16 protein-coding genes are annotated in these 17,082 nt (G+C 53.7%); 11 read left to right on the top strand and 5 right to left on the bottom strand.

Translation table 11 applies throughout. From position 1 onward, the window contains the following. Positions 1–9: 9 nt before the first annotated feature. From MKY86_RS30475 to MKY86_RS30465, 3 genes are all read left to right on the top strand, one after another. Complete coding sequence (locus tag MKY86_RS30475; protein WP_076081331.1) at positions 10–705, top strand: ABC transporter ATP-binding protein; 696 nt, start codon at positions 10–12, stop codon at positions 703–705. Then, a complete protein-coding gene (locus tag MKY86_RS30470) occupies positions 689–3,049 on the top strand; it encodes an ABC transporter permease (RefSeq protein WP_076081333.1) in 2,361 nt (786 codons plus the stop codon). Before MKY86_RS30475 ends, MKY86_RS30470 begins: the two co-directional genes overlap by 17 nt. Positions 3,050–3,388: 339 nt before the next feature. Continuing rightward, on the top strand, positions 3,389–4,456 hold the full coding sequence (locus MKY86_RS30465) for a polysaccharide deacetylase family protein (protein ID WP_076081335.1): 1,068 nt from the start codon (positions 3,389–3,391) through the stop codon (positions 4,454–4,456). A 68-nt stretch (positions 4,457–4,524) separates the two neighbouring features. Here MKY86_RS30465 and MKY86_RS30460 read toward each other — a convergent pair whose 3' ends face one another. Continuing rightward, positions 4,525–5,172, bottom strand: a complete 648-nt coding sequence (locus MKY86_RS30460) for a Vat family streptogramin A O-acetyltransferase (protein WP_076081337.1) — start codon at positions 5,170–5,172, stop codon at positions 4,525–4,527. A gap of 146 nt (positions 5,173–5,318) precedes the next feature. Between MKY86_RS30460 and MKY86_RS30455 the strand changes: the two genes are divergently transcribed. Further along, entirely contained in the window at positions 5,319–6,584 is a 1,266-nt protein-coding gene (locus MKY86_RS30455) for a hypothetical protein (RefSeq protein WP_076081339.1), read from the top strand. 71 nt (positions 6,585–6,655) lie between these two features. After that, positions 6,656–6,874 (top strand): hypothetical protein, encoded by a 219-nt coding sequence (locus MKY86_RS30450; RefSeq protein WP_143803799.1) that lies wholly within the window; start codon positions 6,656–6,658, stop codon positions 6,872–6,874. 62 nt (positions 6,875–6,936) lie between these two features. Here MKY86_RS30450 and MKY86_RS30445 read toward each other — a convergent pair whose 3' ends face one another. Both MKY86_RS30445 and MKY86_RS30440 read right to left on the bottom strand, forming a co-directional pair. Continuing rightward, positions 6,937–8,220: a sensor histidine kinase gene (locus MKY86_RS30445; RefSeq protein WP_076081343.1), complete on the bottom strand. Its 1,284-nt coding sequence runs from the start codon at positions 8,218–8,220 to the stop codon at positions 6,937–6,939. Beyond that, entirely contained in the window at positions 8,220–8,897 is a 678-nt protein-coding gene (locus tag MKY86_RS30440) for a response regulator transcription factor (RefSeq protein ID WP_076081345.1), read from the bottom strand. The genes MKY86_RS30445 and MKY86_RS30440 overlap by 1 nt, the downstream gene beginning before the upstream one ends. A gap of 165 nt (positions 8,898–9,062) precedes the next feature. On the opposite strand from MKY86_RS30440, the gene MKY86_RS30435 reads away from it, so the two are divergent. The 3 genes from MKY86_RS30435 to MKY86_RS30425 are packed head-to-tail and all read left to right on the top strand — an operon-like array spanning position 9,063 to position 12,699. Next, positions 9,063–9,806 carry a polyphosphate polymerase domain-containing protein gene (locus tag MKY86_RS30435; RefSeq protein WP_076081347.1) on the top strand — a complete coding sequence of 248 codons (744 nt, stop codon included), beginning with the start codon at positions 9,063–9,065 and terminating at the stop codon, positions 9,804–9,806. Further along, positions 9,799–10,482 carry a DUF4956 domain-containing protein gene (locus MKY86_RS30430; RefSeq protein ID WP_076081349.1) on the top strand — a complete coding sequence of 228 codons (684 nt, stop codon included), beginning with the start codon at positions 9,799–9,801 and terminating at the stop codon, positions 10,480–10,482. Before MKY86_RS30435 ends, MKY86_RS30430 begins: the two co-directional genes overlap by 8 nt. Positions 10,483–10,509: 27 nt before the next feature. After that, complete coding sequence (locus tag MKY86_RS30425; RefSeq protein WP_076081351.1) at positions 10,510–12,699, top strand: carbohydrate-binding domain-containing protein; 2,190 nt, start codon at positions 10,510–10,512, stop codon at positions 12,697–12,699. Positions 12,700–12,773: 74 nt separating this feature from the next. Here the strand turns inward: MKY86_RS30425 and MKY86_RS30420 are convergent, their stop codons facing one another. Continuing rightward, a complete protein-coding gene (locus MKY86_RS30420) occupies positions 12,774–13,688 on the bottom strand; it encodes a phosphatidate cytidylyltransferase (RefSeq protein WP_036722812.1) in 915 nt (304 codons plus the stop codon). 118 nt (positions 13,689–13,806) lie between these two features. Between MKY86_RS30420 and MKY86_RS30415 the strand changes: the two genes are divergently transcribed. The 3 genes from MKY86_RS30415 to MKY86_RS30405 all read left to right on the top strand — a co-directional run bounded on the left by MKY86_RS30415 (position 13,807) and on the right by MKY86_RS30405 (position 16,102). After that, complete coding sequence (locus tag MKY86_RS30415) at positions 13,807–14,352, top strand: hypothetical protein (RefSeq protein ID WP_076081353.1); 546 nt, start codon at positions 13,807–13,809, stop codon at positions 14,350–14,352. Between the two features lie 77 nt (positions 14,353–14,429). Next, positions 14,430–14,912: a DinB family protein gene (locus MKY86_RS30410; RefSeq protein ID WP_076081355.1), complete on the top strand. Its 483-nt coding sequence runs from the start codon at positions 14,430–14,432 to the stop codon at positions 14,910–14,912. A gap of 314 nt (positions 14,913–15,226) precedes the next feature. Beyond that, positions 15,227–16,102 carry a phosphotransferase family protein gene (locus tag MKY86_RS30405; protein ID WP_036722806.1) on the top strand — a complete coding sequence of 292 codons (876 nt, stop codon included), beginning with the start codon at positions 15,227–15,229 and terminating at the stop codon, positions 16,100–16,102. Between the two features lie 63 nt (positions 16,103–16,165). Here the strand turns inward: MKY86_RS30405 and MKY86_RS30400 are convergent, their stop codons facing one another. Further along, positions 16,166–17,053, bottom strand: coding sequence for a diacylglycerol/lipid kinase family protein (locus MKY86_RS30400; protein WP_076081359.1), 888 nt, complete (start codon positions 17,051–17,053; stop codon positions 16,166–16,168). Between the last annotated feature and the right edge of the window lie 29 nt (positions 17,054–17,082).

Raw genomic sequence — 17,082 nt, 5'->3', positions numbered from 1 at the left:
ACTTGCACAATGGAAATTTTAAGAGTAAGCCATTTGTCCAAAACGTACGGAAAAGGAGACAATCAGGTGGATGCCCTGAAGGATGTTTCCTTTTCTTTGGAGCAGGGGGAATTTGCCGCTATCGTCGGGGAGTCCGGTTCCGGTAAAAGCACGTTGCTGCATTGCATCGGTGCCCTGGATACCCCTTCCTCCGGCACCATCCTTATGGACGGGAACGATCTGTTCTCGATGAAAGAAGAACAGCGCACCATCTTCCGCCGCCGCAACATTGGTTTTGTCTTTCAGTCGTTCCAACTGGTATCGGAATTGACGGTTGAGCAGAACATCCTCTTTCCGATTCTGCTCGATTACCGCAAGCCGGAGCAAGCGGCCGTGAACGAGATTATGGAAGTGCTCGGGCTAACGGATCGCCGGCATCACTTGCCCAGCCAGTTATCCGGCGGACAGCAGCAGCGGGTTGCCCTGGGACGAGCGCTGATCACAAGGCCCAAATTGATCCTTGCCGATGAACCGACAGGGAATTTGGATAGCAAAAACAGTCAGGATGTCATCGATTTACTGGTTAAGGCGTCACGCCACTACCAGCAGACCATTCTCATGATTACCCATAACCATGCTCTGACCGTATCCGTAGACCGGGTACTGCATGTGTCGGATGGTGTCTTGACGGATTGGGGAGGCAACGAGAATGAGAAGTTATCTTGATCTGGTCCCCCTCTCAGCCAAAGTACATAAACGGCAAAATCGCATGTCGGTATTCTGCATTGTGTTGGCCGTGTTTCTGGTTACGGTTATTTTCGGTATGGCCGATATGTTTATCCGCAGCCAGATCATGCAGGCGCGCATGGAGAGTGGAAACTGGCATGTCGCTATCCGGTACCTGAGCGATGAGGACGCCAAATTGATCGCTCTACGCCCTGAAATTAAAGTCTCATCCTGGTACGGCGTCCTCAACTATCGGGGGGATCAGGGCTATACGGTATCCGGTAAGAATGTGGTCATTATGGGCAGCGACCCGGACTGGATGACCACCATGCAAACTGGCCTTATTCAAGAAGGAGCCTTTCCTAAGACAGATCATGAGGCTATGATAACGGGAAACGCCAAAACGATGCTCGGGTTACGCATTGGAGATACGATCTCGATCGATACGCCTGATGGAACAACCCTTGGGTATACCATTTCCGGCTTTCTCCAGAATTCCTCCAAGAACATGCAGGAGGATTCCTATGCTGTTTCCTTGACAACCAAGGAATTTCGTTCGATCTATCCCCCAACGGCAAACGACAAACGGGTTAATGCGAACAGTCTTTTTTATGTACAGTTATCCGATCATGCCCCTATCCAGACAATCATCAAGGACTTGAAGCTTCAATTCGGTCTAGCGGATGAACAGGTATCGGAGAACACCCAACTGCTCGGGTTATTGGGGAAAAGCGGAAACGATTTCATGGTGCAAATTTATTCCTCCGCCGCTGTCCTGTTTGTACTGGTTCTACTGGCTTCGATTCTGATGATTGCCAGCAGCCTGAACAGCAATGTCGCCCAACGCACCGAATTTTATGGCTTGATGCGGTGTATCGGGGCAACGCCAAAGCAGGTGATGCGTTTTGTACGCAAGGAAGCGCTCGGTTGGTGCAAATTTGCCATACCGCTAGGCTGCTTCATCGGCATGGTGGTAATTTGGATCTTATGCGCGGCGCTTCGCTACCTCAGCCCGGATTACTTTATAGGACTGCCGGCCTTGGCGATCAGCCTGCCCAGCCTCTGCGCCGGTATCGGCGTAGGCTTGATGACGGTCCTTCTTGCTGCCCGTTCCCCGGCCAGAAGAGCATCCAAGGTTTCCCCTCTGACCGCCGTTTCGGGAAATGCCAATGCGGCTAAACCGGTGCGCAAGGCCGCCAATACAAGCTTTTTCCGAATCGATGTTGCCCTTGGCCTCCATCACGCACGGTCAAGCCGCAAAAACTTTGTTTTGATGGTCAGCTCCTTTTCGCTCAGTATTATTCTTTTCCTGGCCTTCTCGGTCACGATTGATTTTATGAACCATGCTATTAGGCCGCTTAAACCCTGGTCGCCTGATCTATCAATCGCAAGCCCGGATCGCACCTTATCCATAGACAGTAAGCTGGTAAAAGAAATGGAGCTTAACCCGGCTGTAAAACGAGCCTACGGACGAATGTTAGCTTTCAACGTACCCGTCACCGTAAACGGACAGGCGAAGAAGGTCAACCTGATTTCCTATGAAAAGCATCAAATGAAATGGGCACAAAAGTATGAATTGGCAGGTTCGGTCGACAGGTTACAGCAAGAGGCTTACACGGGACTGCTGGTTTATGACCTGCAGACTACCGCCAGCGTGGGCGATACGATTACCTTGCAGATGGGGAAACAGGCGGCGGATTTAACCATCATCGGCACCCTCTCCTCCAGTCCTTTTACCAGTGACCCTGGGGTAGGAACCTTGATCTGTTCGGAAGACACTTTCCGTCAGTTAACCGGCCAGACGAATTACACCGTTGTCGACTTGCAGTTAACTAAACAGGCAACGGATGCGGCCGTGGAGGAAATTCATCGCTCCCTTGATTCAACGCTCACCTTCTCGGATAAACGCTTGGGCAATCGCAGCGTAGTCGGCTCTTATTATTCCTTTGGATTATTTATCTATGGTTTTATGGCGTTGATCGCTTTGATCACCATATTTAATATCATGAACAGTCTGGCCATGAGCGTCTCCTCCCGTATGAAGCAATACGGTGCATTTCGCGCCATCGGCTTAAGCAACCGGCAGCTTGCCAAGATGATTGTGACTGAGGCCTTAACCTATATCCTCACCGGAAGCCTATGCGGCGGCATAGCAGGACTAATCCTGAACAAGCTGTTGTACGCCAAACTGGTTACCTTTCGCTGGGGCGAGCCATGGCGTATCCCGCACATGGAATTGATCTTAATTCTGGCCCTTGTTCTGTTCTCTGCCGTATTGGCCGTACGGGGCCCCTTGAAACGGATTGGCCATATGTCGATTGTCGGCACCATCAGCGCCAAATAAGGCTGAAGTAAAAAAAGGACAAGCTGGAGCGGTGTGCTCCATGCTTGTCCTTTTAGTTATGTACGGCTCACCGCCTTCGCATGGGGCTTGCGTTGTGGCTGTGGAAATCAACTTCCGATAGAAGTGCTGATTTTATAAAATATTCCCACTATTGTTTATCACAAATTCCAACAATAACATCTAGCTTAAAAAGGTAATAATTGCTATAATTACTAATGTAAGCGATTGATAACAACGGAGCGTATACATACAGTTATAGTCTTAGCGGCTTCATCCTTAAGATTTACTGCTTAACGGTTACAGTCAGGAAACTATTTCATTCGAGAGGAGATTAGAAGAATGTTTAAAAGCAAAGCTATACAATGGGCAGCTGTCGGGTCGCTTGTCGTGTCTTTATTTATGGGGTCGCTGGCGTTGGGCGGGGAGAAGGTGTTCGCCGCTGATTGCTCGGCCGGTTATGTAGCTCTAACGTATGATGACGGGCCGAATCCAAGCAACACGACGAATCTGTTGAATGCTCTGCAGCAGAATGGCCTGCGCGCCACGTTCTTCAATATTGGGCAGAATGCGCAGAACAATCCTTCGCTTGTACTGGCCCAGAAGAACGCAGGAATGTGGATCGGCAACCACTCCTGGTCGCATCCTAATCTGACACAGTTGGGTGCTTCCCAGGTCACGTCTCAGATTACGCAGACGCAGCAGACGCTGCAGTCTATTACCGGCACCGCTCCGAAGCTGTTCCGTCCGCCGTATGGGGCGACCAACGCCACCTTGAAGTCAATCCAGGCCCAGAACGGCCTTACCGAAGTACTCTGGAACGTGGACTCCCAAGACTGGAACGGAGCGGGAACCGCCCAGATCGTGGCCGCTGTGGGCACGATGAAGAATGGGGATGTCATCCTGATGCATGACCAGTATCAGCCCACGCTCCAGGCGGTTCCGCAGATTGCGCAGAACCTCAAGAATCGCGGCCTGTGTTCAGGCATGATCTCGCCGTCCACCGGCAGGGCGGTTGCGCCTGATGGCGGCAATGGTCCTGGCCCCGCTGCAACGAAGGTAGAGGCGGAGAGCATGACCAAGGCCGGTCAATACACTGCTAACATCAGCTCGCCCTTCTCCGGAGTTGCCTTGTACGCGAATAATGATTCCGTGAAGTACACCCAGAATTTCACCAGCGGCACCCATAATTTCTCCCTGCGCGGGGCCTCCAATAACGCCAATATGGCCAGGGTGGACCTCAAGATCGGCGGGGTGACGAAGGGGACCTTCTACTACGGTGGAAGCAGTCCTGCGGTCTATACGATCAGCAATGTCAGCCATGGAACCGGCAATCAGGTGATTGAGCTGGTGGTTACCGCCGATGACGGGACTTGGGATGCTTATCTTGATTATCTGGAAATCAATTAAAGCTACAACATTGAAGGGGGTGCCCCAGCCAGCTATCGCATGGCTGACGGGCACCCCCTTATTCAAGTTCAGCTTCGGCCTGCCAGAGCCCGGATCTGCTCCAGATCACTGCTGCACAGCGCCTCCAGATGGGCTGTGATCTTCTCTGGACTCCAGTCCCACCACTTCAGCTCCAGCAGCAGGGCGATGAGCTCGTCATCGAAGCGCTGCCGCAGAATCCGGGCAGGATTGCCCCCGGCAATATGGTATGCGGGAACATCCTTGGTGACCGTAGCATTGGCTGCGATGATCGCGCCGTCACCAATCGTCACGCCCGGCATAATGGTGGCATTCTGGCCGATCCAGACATCGTTTCCGATGATAGTATCGCCTTTGTAGGGCAGGTCCGCCAGCTCAGGCGTTGCCTGCTCCCAGCCGCCGCCCATAATGTTGAAGGGATAGGTGGTCACCGAGCCCATCCGGTGGTTGGCACCGTTCATAATGAATTCGGTGCCGCGGGCGATGGCGCAGAACTTGCCGATCATCAGCTTGTCCCCGATGAACTCATAGTGATGGGTAACACGGCTCTCGAAGGATACCGACTCGTCAGGATCATCATAGTAGGAGAAGTCTCCGGTGATGATGTTGGAGCGGGTCAGCGTATTTTTGATGAAACGGACTTGCTTGATCTGTGGATTCGGATGGATGTCATTGGGATTTGGTCCTGTAGCATGCAATAGGATCACACCTTTCTCACATGAATGGGGAGCCGAGCCATAATTTGAATCTAGCTATAGTATAGTCCAAGCGGCGCTACAGTTCTTACATATATTATGAGAGACTGGTAGTTTGCAAATCTCTTATCTAGGGAGGCTTGGCTGGAATGGCTATTCTATCAACAGGGCCTATTGAGAATAATGCAGTGAACGGTGTAAGGCCTACGGTACAGGTGACGGTCAAGATTGATAACCGAAATGCGGTGAATCCGTCTGCGATTCTGATCCAAGGGTACAACTTGACCCTCACCAGAACGTTGTACGTAAGCGAGCTTATTACGGTTTCCCCGGACGAGGTGATCACAAGGAATTACTTTGCCAATCTGAATGCCTATGAGTTTGTCTTTACAACGGAGGGTCTTGCTGAATTGCAGACGGAAGTCTCTGTGTGGGGCAAGGATTCAGCCGGGCGGCTGGTTACCGTCCACCGTCTTGTCTCAGCTGAGCTGCTGGGTGCTGAAGAGGGGGGAGTCACAGGCTCCGTCAACCGTATCTATGTTGCCAATTTCAATAGCAATGATGTTTCTGTGATCAACGGTGCTACAGGTGCAGTGACCGCAGTCATCCCTGTAGGGGTGAATCCTTCTGGAATTGCCGTGAACCCGTTAACCAACCGCATTTATGTCGCTAACTTGAACAGTGACAACGTATCCGTTATCGACGGGTTAACCAATACAGTGCTGGCCACTATTCCTGCCGGGGATGGTTCGGGCGCAGTTGCGGTGAATACCGCTACCAATGCCATCTATGTGGCTAATTTCAATGATAATACGGTGACTGTTATTGACGGATTGACCAACACTGTGGTGACGACCATCATTCCTGCCGGTGGTTCGCCTTTTCCGACGGGAATCGGCGTGAATTCCTTAACCAATACCATTTATGTTTCAGAATTCAACTCGGATATTGTTACCGTCATTGACGGGGCTACGAATACGGTGGTTACCCAGATTCCTGTTCAGGTTAACCCGTTCCGGGTGGGCGTTGATCCCTTGACGAACCGGATTTATGTCTCGAACTTCACCAGCAACACCGTTTCCGTCATTGATGGAGCCACCAATACGGTGATTACTAACGTACCTGTGGGCACGACTCCAGCTGAACTCGGAGTGAACGTATCTACCAATGCGATCTATGTGCCCAACCGGGATAGCGACAATGTATCGGTGATTGGCGGATTAACGAATACGGTGATTACTACCATCCCGGTCGGAAATAATCCCAACGGCGCGGGCGCTAATCCATTGACGAACCGCATCTATATTACCAATCAGGATGATAATACGGTATCGGTCATTGATGGGGTCACCCAGGCTGTAATTAGTGTCATACCGGTCGGCGCGCGTCCGTTCTCCGTGGGCGTCAATCCGTAGGAGGCCAGGAACAGGAATCCAGTATCATGCCAATTGAGGCCATTATCTTAACGAGCGAGGTGACTCATAGGATGGAAATAACATCAGCCGAAGATATCATGATACAGCTGTCGGGCATGGACCAGGAGAATTCTGTATCCCGGATCTACGTTCCCGGGATCGGCGAATTCATGATTGTATTGCTGAAGACAGACGACAGTGCCGTTGAAGACCCGGCCCGCACCAGCGGGGCGGAGGCAGAAGAGTGCACAATGCCGGCAGCGGGGTTAACAAGGAACCCCTACCTTTAAGGATAGTCCATAAATCAGCACGCTTCCCGTAAGGAAGTGGCTGGTTTATGGAATTATAGACTTTACGCCATTCTGGGCAGTTGTACATAGAACGTCGTGGACGCTCCAACCACACTTTTTACGTAAATCCTTCCTTGATGCTGGTCCACAATGGACCTAGCGATAGCCAGACCCAGCCCGTAGCCGCCCTGCTTGCGTGCTCTGGAGGTATCCGTACGGTAAAAGCGGTCAAAAATCCGCGCCAGATGCTCCGCAGCGATGCCTTCCCCTGTATTCGAGACGGAGAGGAGGACATCGCTGTTCTGCTTATGGAGGGAGATATGGACAGCGCCTTTAGGATTCGTATATTTCACTGCGTTATCCAGCAGAATCATCACCACCTGCTTAATCTGCTCGCTGTTGCCCGGCACGGTAAGCTCCGGCTGGATGTCATAGTCGAAGGAGATATTCTTCTCGAAGAGAACGGCCTCCATGGTCAGAATAATATTCTCTACCGCTTCGCTCATGTTGAACCTGCTGTGGAGCTTCCTGGTCCGGGCGTCATCCATCTCCGTCAGGTACAGCAAATCGCCTACCAGCCGGGTCATCCGCTCCGTTTCGGACTTGATATACTGCAGCCATTTTGCCTGATTGCGGATCGTATCCTCACTGTTCGCCAGCAGTACATCCGCGTTGGTGTTAATAATCGTCAGCGGCGTCTTCAGCTCATGGGAGGCGTCGGCAATGAACTGCTTCTGCTTGTCAAAAGCCTCCCGCACCGGCGCAATCGAGCGCCCCGCAAAGTAGCGGCTGGTGAAGTAGAGGATGACCAGCGTCAGCAGGCCGACAGCCGCGAAGGTATAGATCAGGTTTGTCAGGATCTGCTGCTGGGCCGTGATGTCCATGAAGACAAACTGCTTCCCGCTGCTTGCAGGCTTGACCATGAAGATCCAGCGGCTGCCGTCCATCGTGAACCGGCCGGTGTCCCTGCCCAGGCTAAGAGCCTCCTTCAACGCGGCGCTATAGAGGTCATCGTCCATCGTGAACTTCGATTCTTTGCCGGTCATCGTGCCGCTGGCATCGGTCTGCACCGTGAAGGAGACGGAGCGCTCCGGCTGGTAAGGGTCGATCGGCCCCTGATCCATGGGCATTGTCCCTCTGCCCCCGCCGCCTCCTGCCCCAGGCGGACTTTGTCCATCTCCCGGACCCCGCTGCTGCATGTCCGCAATCCGGTGGAGCGCCATATAGATGTCTCCCTGCACATTGCGGTACGTGAAGATGTAGATGGCGGCGAAGGCCACCAGCATGATGATGGAGATGGTGACCAGATTGACAATCAGGAACCGGGTTCGGAGTTTATTGAACATCAGGCACTCCCCTCCAGCACGTACCCTACGCCCCTAATCGTGCTGATGCGCACCTCCGAGTTCAGGAAGGCCAGCTTTTTACGCAAAAAAGAAATATAGACCTCCACGTTGTTATGCTCCGCATCAGAATCGAACCCCCACAGCTTCTCAATGATCTGCTCCTTCGAGGTGACCGCCTGCTTCCTTAGGATCAGCAGCTCCAGCAGCTCCGTCTCCTTGAGATTCAGCTTCATCTCCCGGCCCTTCACCGTCAGCTTCGGGTTGGCCGTATTCAGCTCCAGATCCCCGAACTTCAGGGCATCGTCAGGAATCACCTCGCCCTTACGCCTCAGCGCAGCCCGGATACGGGCCAGCAGCTCCTCCGAAGCGAACGGCTTGGCGATATAATCGTCTGCACCATGATCGAGTCCGGTCACCATATCGGTGATCTCTCCTTTTGCGGTAAGCATAATGACCGGTGTGGAGATTCCGTCCTTGCGAAGGGCCTTCAGCACGCTGATTCCATCCAGCTCCGGCATCATAATATCCAGCAGCAGCAGGTCATAGATCCCGCTCTGTGCATAATCGAGACCGGCTCTGCCGTCATGCACCGCGTCTACCGAATAATTGTGTTTTTTGAGGATTTGGGTTAAGGCCTCCGCCAGATGGACCTCGTCTTCTACAATTAATATTCTCATGGGATGGCTCATCCTCTTCCTAAGTAATGTACTTGCTGCTGGTGACATTATATCAAGGGTACCTTTAATCAACCTTAATCCATTTAAGATTCATTAAAGGTTCGGGGGCTAAGATACATTCATAAGCAAGCGCACCCATTACCCCCCTGAAAGGAACTGATCCCCATGGCTATTGAGGTCTTCAACCGTTACGAGAACAAGTATCTGTTCGACCATGAATCCTATCTGAAGCTCTATCGCGAACTGCTGGAATATATGGAGCCTGATGCATACAACAAGCAGCACGAATATTATTCCATCACCAATCTGTATTATGACACCCCGCAGAATTCCCTGATCCGCAGCAGCCTGGCGAAGCCGAAGTATAAGGAGAAGCTCCGCATCAGAGCCTACGGCGTTCCTGAAGGCGACACCAGAGTCTATCTGGAGATCAAGAAGAAGGTGCTGGGCCTGGTTAACAAAAGAAGAACCCCGCTGAAGCTGAATGAAGCCTATGCGTTCATCGAGAGCGGCAGAGAGCCTGAATTCGAGAGCTATATGAACAGGCAGGTGATCGAAGAGATCAAGTACTTGCTCACACGCTATGAGCTGCAGCCGAAGCTGTATCTGTCCTATGACCGCAAAGCCATGTTCTGTAAAAATAACCGCGATCTCCGCATCACCTTCGATACCAATATCCGCTGCCGCCGGTATGATCTGAAGATGGAGCATGGCGTGTATGGCGAGGAGCTGCTGGAGCCGGGACAATGGCTGATGGAAGTGAAGGCGGAGAAGACCATTCCGGTCTGGCTGGCCAGGATGCTGTCGGAGCATCAGATGTACCGCACCAGCTTCTCCAAATACGGCAACGAATATAAAAAGATGCTGCGAAACAGCCAATCAGAAAGAGAGCGTGTCCGCTATGCTTGATTCGATATTTTCCGTAGCTGAGTCTACTTCGGAACTAACATTTATGAATGCTGCGTTAACCATCATCATCGCCATTATCCTCGGCGGGCTGATCAGCTTCACCTACATGAAGACGAGCCCTGCCGGATACTCACAGAGCTTCACATTGACCATGGTTCTGCTGCCGGTGATTGTAGCGATCATCATCCTGCTTATCGGCAGCAATGTGGCCCGGGCCTTCAGCCTGGCGGGCGCCTTCTCGATCATCCGGTTCCGAAGCGCCCCCGGCGATCCGAAGGATATCACTTTCGTTCTGTTCACTATGGCCTCCGGGCTGGCCTGCGGGGTAGGGGCCTTTGGTTACGCGGTCTTTTTCACCCTTATCCTCTGCGTTCTGATGGTCCTGCTTAACCGTACAGGCTTTGGACTTAAGAAGACGATGCATAAGACACTGAAGGTAACGATCCCTGAGAATCTGGGCTATGAGGAGGCCTTCGCGGAGGTCTTCAATACCTTCAATGTCGCCTACGAGCTGAAGAAGATCAGAACCACGGAGCTGGGCAGCCTGTATGAGCTGGTCTACGCAGTAACGATTGATGAGCAGACGAGCCAGAAGGAGCTGCTGGACGCCATCCGCACACGTAACGGAAACCTCGATCTCTCACTAACCATGGCACCTGTCATGAATGAATACTAATCCGCTACAGGAAGGGAATGATGACTGATGAAGAACAGATTAACAGCTAGCAAAATAGGACTGGTGCTGCTATGCGCCGCAGTCATGTCGGCATGCAGTGCAAAAGCTGCTACGCCATCAGATACAAGTAACAACGCGGGTACATCAGTTGCGGCTGTGCAGAGCAGTTCTTCTGCCGCTGTGCAGCTGGCAAGTGTGAAGGCGGCGGATCTTGTGACTTGGGAGGAAGAGGATGCTGTAACCGCCTGGACGGCAGCTGATTCGACCGCTATAACTCTGGCTGGCATTGCTGCTGTGGTAGACGGTGCAGGCGCCACAGCGCAAGAAGGCACAGTAACCATTACGGAAGCAGGCACTTATGTGCTTAGCGGCACACTGAGTGACGGCCAGATTATCGTAGATGAGCAGGCCAAAGGGACCGTAAGGCTGGTGCTGAATGGCGCTCATCTGACGGACAGCGATAATGCTCCGGTCTACATCAAGGAAGCCGGCAAAGTGGTCATCACCTTGCAGGAAGGGACGGATAACAGTGTGACGGATGGAGCCGCCTATGTATTCGGAGACGGGGCTGAGGATGAGCCAAGCGCGGCGGTCTTCAGCAAAGCAGACCTGACGATTAACGGCACCGGCAAGCTGACGGTAACCGGCAACTATAACGACGGCATCACCGGCAAGGATGATCTGAAAATCATGTCCGGCACCATCGAAGTGCAGGCAGCAGATGACGGTATTGTCGGTAAGGATCTGGTAGCTATACAGGACGGTAGTATTACAATTCATGCAGAAGGCGACGGCATCAAATCAACGAATGACAAGGATGCCGCCAAGGGCTTCATCGCTATTGCCGCCGGAACCTTCGACATTACGGCCGGTAATGACGGGCTTCAAGCGGAGACCGCTGCTGTCATCGACGGCGGGACGTATACACTGGTGACTGGCGGCGGCTATGCGAATGCCGAAGTGAAGACCGGCGACCAGGGAGGGCCGGGAATGGGCGGCGGCTTCGGCCAGCGTCCGGAGGGTGGAGCCTTCGCTGCTCCCGGGGAAGAAGGGGGTACGCCGCCTGCGATGGATGCTGCGCCGGCGGCTGACCAGCCCCAAGCAGCGGAGAGTGGCACCACTGCAGCAGCACAGACGGACACCACAGCAGCGGCGGAGACAGAATCCGTCAGCGCCAAAGGGATGAAGGCAGGCGGCGACCTGACGGTGAACGGCGGAAGCTTCACGGTGGATGCCGCAGATGATGCGCTGCACAGCAACAGCAGCCTCTCTGTAACGGATGGGGAATTCCAGATCGCTACAGGGGATGACGGGATTCACGCTGATGCTCTGGTCTCGATATCGGGCGGCACCGTCAATATTACGCGGAGCTATGAAGGGATAGAAGGGGCGGACATCACCATATCCGGCGGTGAAATCCATGTGACAGCTACAGACGATGGCGTCAATGTGGCCGGAGGCAACGATACTAATACGGCAGCAGGAACGCAGGCTCAGGATTCGTTCAGCAGCAACGGCAGCAACCTGCTGACCATCAGCGGCGGCAGCTTGACCGTAGATGCCGCAGGCGACGGCCTGGACTCCAACGGCTCGGTAACTATGACCGGAGGCACCGTCATTGTGAATGGCTCCGAGAACTCCGGCAACGGAGCCTTGGATTATGACGGGGCCTTCAACATCACAGGCGGATTCCTGGTAGCCGCAGGCGCTTCCGGCATGGTACAGGCTCCGGGCGAGGACTCCGGCCAGTATTCGGTAAGTGTAGAGTTCGCAGCTACTCAACAGGCCGGAACGATGGTTCACCTGGAAGACGCTGATGGTAATGCCATTCTGACCTTTGCTCCGGCGAAGAGCTTCCAGACCGTAGTGGTCAGCGCTCCAGAGCTTACGGACGGCTCTTATACCGTCTATACCGGCGGCAGCTCTACCGGAACAGCAACAGATGGATTGTATACCGGCGGGACGTACAGCGGGGGCAGCAAATTCGTTGCTTTTGACATCACCAGTACGGTGACCTGGGTGAATGCATCGGGTGTAACCACAGGCGGAAGCGGGATGGGCGGGCCGGGAGGCGGAGGCTTCGGCGGCGGCCGAGGCAACAGAGCCGGAGGCGAACCGGGCGGAACAGGAGGAACGCCGCCTGCGGACGCGGGCACCACGAAGCCGGCCGATGCAGGCACTACAGCTCCAGACAGTGCAGGTACAAGCACGAATTAAGCGGAACAACAGAGCAGAGACTATCCATTAGCGGATAGTCTCTGTTTTGGTACAAGAACGATTGTAATCATCGGCTACATGAAGTCGAAATAGTAGCGGATGACATGGAAGAATACCGGTGCGGTGTAGGCAAGACTGTCTACGCGGCTCAGATAGCTTTGCTTAAGGGCAGCGAATTTGTCATCGTCCCCGATCAGCAGATCCCGCTTCAGGACGGAGACTGTCAGGCTGCCGAAGAAGCCGCTGAGACTGATCAGCATACCGGAGAGATAGCCAAAGGCCGGATTCAGCGGTGTAAGATGAGAATAGATCAGGTAAGAGACGGCTGTTGTCACCGCGAACGCGCAGACGAAGCCCTCCCAGGTCAGATGGGGATTTGCGGTCGGGACGATCCGGTGCTTGCCGATGTAGAGCGAGGCCAGATAATGCACGGCATCATTGAGCTGGGTCAGCACCACCAGGAATAGAACCAGCCCTGCGCCGTATTCCGGCGTGGCGAACTGGAAATAGGCCAGATGGCTAAGCCCGAAGACCATCAGCATCAGTCCCCACTGCACCGCGCTGACACCGCGCAGGAAGCCGAGCGTCCCCTTGTTAATCAGCCGGGGAATCGGCAGCAGCAGGAACACATAGACTGGAATGAAGATAATGAACATCCCGTACCATTCGATGTAGATCCAGTAGAATTGCAGCGGAATGGACAGATAAGCCCAGAGGAACAGCCTGCGGTCAGCTTTTCGGGTGCGGATCATGGAGAAGTATTCCTTGAGGGCGAAGAAGCTCAGAACCATCAGGGACAGCAGGGACACGACAGAATTGGACAGGGTAGCCAGGCAGAAGATGAACAGCATGCCCCACCAGGTTCGGATACGGAAGCCTATTCCGGTATAATCTTTGTCCTTTTGTAATTTGCTGACTACAAGATACAGCACATGGATCACCGATAGAGCTGCAAAGATCAGAACTAGTGTGAATAAAGAACGGTTCAATACAATCACCAACTTGTCTCGGGTATCATTTCAATATAGGAATTTTATGCTAAAATAGACAGAGCGTCCAGCTTATTATGAAGCAAAACAACCGACTTGATAAGGGGAAATATTGTAAATGTCAGCAGATCCATCGGTGTACATCATGCTCACCAATACGGGAACGCTGTTCACGAAGCTCATTCAGGGCTATACCAAAGCGCCGTATAACCATGCGTCGATCTCGTTTAACCGGGAGCTCTCAGAGCTATATAGCTTTGGAAGGAAGCATCCGGCCAATCCGCTGAACGGCGGGTTCGTGAAGGAGGATATCCGCACAGGCACCTACAGCAAATACCCGGAGACGACCTGCGTCATCTACGAGCTTCAGGTCACGGACCGTGAGGTTGAGAAAATGAAGCGGGTGCTCCAGGTCTTCATCCGCAGCCGCCAGAAGTATCTCTACAATATCCTCGGCGTCATCGGCATTGCACTGAAGGAGCCGGTGGAGTTCAGCAACTCGTATTTCTGTTCGCAGTTCGTTGCCGAGATTCTGGAGCGCTCGGGCATTAAGCTGTGGAACAAGCTGCCTGCGCTCGTCACCCCGGATGACTTCCGGCAGAGCGACCGGCTGCATCTGGTCTATTACGGCAAGCTGAGCGAATACACGCCCTCCAGCCAGTAGAGAAGCCCTCGTTCCCTGTAGGGAAAGGGGGCTTCTCTTCAAATATAACGGAATGCGAAGAAGAGGAGAGTGAAGGAATGGTTCATGCCAAGGATGTGCTTGCTAATCAATTGCTGGCCGGGGCCAACGACCCCAGCTGGCATCTTCCCTATATGCAGGCTGTGGAGAATATGACAGAGGAGGAAGCGTTCTGGAAGCCCGGTGAAGGAGTCAGCAGCATAGCTGAGCTTACCCAACATTTGCTGTACTGGAATGAAGCCTGGCAGAGCCGGTACCGCGAGGGGCATATGGACGCTGTGCCTCCGGTTAAGGATAATAACCTCAGCTTCAGGCTTCCGGCAGATATTGCGTTCAGTGAGCTGCGCGTAAGGCTGCTGCAGACGCTCTTGAACTGGCAGAGCCTGCTGTCTGAGGAAGGGCTGGAGGAGCAGGTGAACGGGTTCCCGGTACCGGCTGCATGGTGGGAGATCATCAGCAATGCGGCAACTCATAATGCTTATCATATAGGTCAAATGGTGTTGATCCACAAGCTGTACGTCCCGGCCAGACCACAAGCATAAGCCCCTTCCAGGGCAGGCATTGGCTGTGCAGGAGACCGCTATGAGGCATGGCTCAAGCAGACTGGCCGGGATTCTCCCGCCGGTCTCTTTGTCATACGTACAGTGAGGGCCGCAGCATAGATCTGCTTGTGCAGAATAGCTTAATCTGTAATGAAATGGAGCATGTGATATTCTTGAAATATAAGGATTTATACGTTGCACACGATAACTTATCCTTCTATTTCTCGCTGAAACGGTGCCATCCCTAAAAGGATGGCAAAGTCGTTTCCACTTGGCATAGGGTCTACTGAAGGGAAAAGAGAGGGATTCATATCATGATTGAGAACATCATCAGAGGTCTGGAAGCAAGATATGCCTGCCGGCTGGAACGGCTGACAGGAGGATATACGAATCTAACCTATCTGATGGCGGGGGCCGAGCCGCCGCTTGTAGCCAAAATAACAAATCTGTCCAATAAAGATACGCTCAATGAGGTTCATGTAATGCGGCTGGTGCAGGGAAGCTGTGATACCCCGGTGGTGCATGAGGTGACAGAGATGGACGGGAAGCGCATCATCATCATGGACTGCATGCAGGGCGGGAACGCCCAGTCCGTTCTGGATGCCAGGGACTGGACAAGAGCCGAGCGGATCTACAGCAGAATGGGGCAGCTGCTGGCTGCCCAGATTCATTCCCGCCCTTATCAGCCGCAAGAGACAGAGATCCGGCTCAGCAACAGGTCTGCACTGAGTCAGGTGGTTCAGAAGCTGGAATTCGTTCCCGCCGCTCTTGGCAGACAGTCGCTTCACTTTCTGTCTGCGGCGGAGGCCGGGGAGCTTCCGTGGGTCCTGACCCATGGCGATTACGGAGTACATAATCTGCTCTGTGAAGCCGATGATCTGCTGCATGTGCTGGACTGGGAATGGGCGGAATGGGGCAGCCCGCTGAATGATGTAGCCTGGGTCTGCTGGTTCACGAAGCACCATTATCCCGTACAATCCGTGCTGCTCAATACTGCCTTCATGCAGGGCTATCTGTCTGTTAACCCGTTATCCTTCACGCCGCAGCAGATGAAGGCGGCGAGTCTGTACAGGGTATGGAATATCCTGCACCGCCTGCAGATCGCGCCCAAGGAGGTGCAGCGTGAATGGGTCAGACGTCTGGAATGGACACTCGGTGAGGACTTCGCAGAGCTGCACGGAATCAGCTAAGGAAGAGGCTTCTCCCGGACGCCTGTATTCTGTAGCTTGGAACGCCTGAGGCGCCTGAGCGGGTCAGTCCTCCGGCACCACGACCTGAATGTGGCGCGGAATGGTGCTTAAGCGGATCGGCAGCGGCGGACCTTGCTCGCCGTCCACATTCGTCTGTACCGGCTCGGTGGAGCGGACGGAGACCTCCTTGGCTGTAAAGTAGATGACATCCTTATGATTCCGCAGATTGCCGAGCAGCAGGGAGATGCTGACCGTAACGGAATTCAGCAGGTGCAGGTCCTTGACGATGAAGCAATGGAGCAGGCCGTCATCTACGGCGGCAGCAGGGGCAAGCTTCTCGAAGCCGCCCACGGAATTCGTCAGTGCAGCAATGAACAGCGGGGAGGAGCCTTCCCAGATCTCACCGTCGTGAGTAATCGTCAGGGTATGTGCAGTATTGCTGGCCAGCTCCTTAATGCCCTCTTTTAGATAAGCAAGGAACCCGAGCCGGCTCTTGTCTTCGGAGCTAACTGAGGAGAGGGAGCCTGCCAGAGAGCCTGCGGCCACCACATTGACGAACAGCCGGTCATTCAGCCGGCCCATATCGACTCTTCGGGTCCGGGGCGAAGCCAGGCTCTGAATTGCCTCTTCAGGGACAAGCGGAATCTGTAGCGCGCGGGCAAAATCATTGACGGTGCCCATTGGCACAATGCCAAGTGTAGGGCGGTGCTGCTGATCTGTGAGGCCGTTCATCGTCTCGTGGAGCGTTCCGTCTCCTCCAATGGCAACCACCAGATCATAGCACTCGGCGCAGGCCTGGAGGCAGAAGGCGGTTGCATCTCCTTCCCCTGCGGTCTCCTGGACGGTAACCTGATACCCTGCGCCTTGCAGCACCTCTTCCGCTGCTCTAATATAATCCCGCGCCTCTGCCTTGCCGGACGAAGGGTTCATGATGACCATGGCCTGCTGCATACTGCACTCCTCTCTCTTGTAACCGGATT

This window comes from Paenibacillus sp. FSL R7-0333 (assembly GCF_038000365.1).
Taxonomy (GTDB): Bacteria; Bacillota; Bacilli; order Paenibacillales; family Paenibacillaceae; genus Paenibacillus_AQ; species Paenibacillus_AQ silagei.
Note: the sequence above shows the minus strand (reverse complement) of the source record. Positions and strands in the feature narration are given on the sequence as shown.

What these genes read in the sequence shown, in the direction of transcription:
- MKY86_RS30415 (WP_076081353.1), top strand. Translation starts at nt 13,807, where the DNA reads ATGTCAGCAGATCCATCGGTGTACATCATGCTCACCAATACGGGAACG.
- MKY86_RS30435 (WP_076081347.1), top strand. Translation starts at nt 9,063, where the DNA reads ATGGCTATTGAGGTCTTCAACCGTTACGAGAACAAGTATCTGTTCGAC.
- MKY86_RS30425 (WP_076081351.1), top strand. Translation starts at nt 10,510, where the DNA reads ATGAAGAACAGATTAACAGCTAGCAAAATAGGACTGGTGCTGCTATGC.
- MKY86_RS30455 (WP_076081339.1), top strand. Translation starts at nt 5,319, where the DNA reads ATGGCTATTCTATCAACAGGGCCTATTGAGAATAATGCAGTGAACGGT.
- MKY86_RS30440 (WP_076081345.1), bottom strand. Translation starts at nt 8,897, where the DNA reads ATGAGAATATTAATTGTAGAAGACGAGGTCCATCTGGCGGAGGCCTTA.
- MKY86_RS30465 (WP_076081335.1), top strand. Translation starts at nt 3,389, where the DNA reads ATGTTTAAAAGCAAAGCTATACAATGGGCAGCTGTCGGGTCGCTTGTC.
- MKY86_RS30470 (WP_076081333.1), top strand. Translation starts at nt 689, where the DNA reads ATGAGAAGTTATCTTGATCTGGTCCCCCTCTCAGCCAAAGTACATAAA.
- MKY86_RS30475 (WP_076081331.1), top strand. Translation starts at nt 10, where the DNA reads ATGGAAATTTTAAGAGTAAGCCATTTGTCCAAAACGTACGGAAAAGGA.
- MKY86_RS30430 (WP_076081349.1), top strand. Translation starts at nt 9,799, where the DNA reads ATGCTTGATTCGATATTTTCCGTAGCTGAGTCTACTTCGGAACTAACA.
- MKY86_RS30410 (WP_076081355.1), top strand. Translation starts at nt 14,430, where the DNA reads ATGGTTCATGCCAAGGATGTGCTTGCTAATCAATTGCTGGCCGGGGCC.
- MKY86_RS30400 (WP_076081359.1), bottom strand. Translation starts at nt 17,053, where the DNA reads ATGCAGCAGGCCATGGTCATCATGAACCCTTCGTCCGGCAAGGCAGAG.
- MKY86_RS30450 (WP_143803799.1), top strand. Translation starts at nt 6,656, where the DNA reads ATGGAAATAACATCAGCCGAAGATATCATGATACAGCTGTCGGGCATG.
- MKY86_RS30445 (WP_076081343.1), bottom strand. Translation starts at nt 8,220, where the DNA reads ATGTTCAATAAACTCCGAACCCGGTTCCTGATTGTCAATCTGGTCACC.
- MKY86_RS30405 (WP_036722806.1), top strand. Translation starts at nt 15,227, where the DNA reads ATGATTGAGAACATCATCAGAGGTCTGGAAGCAAGATATGCCTGCCGG.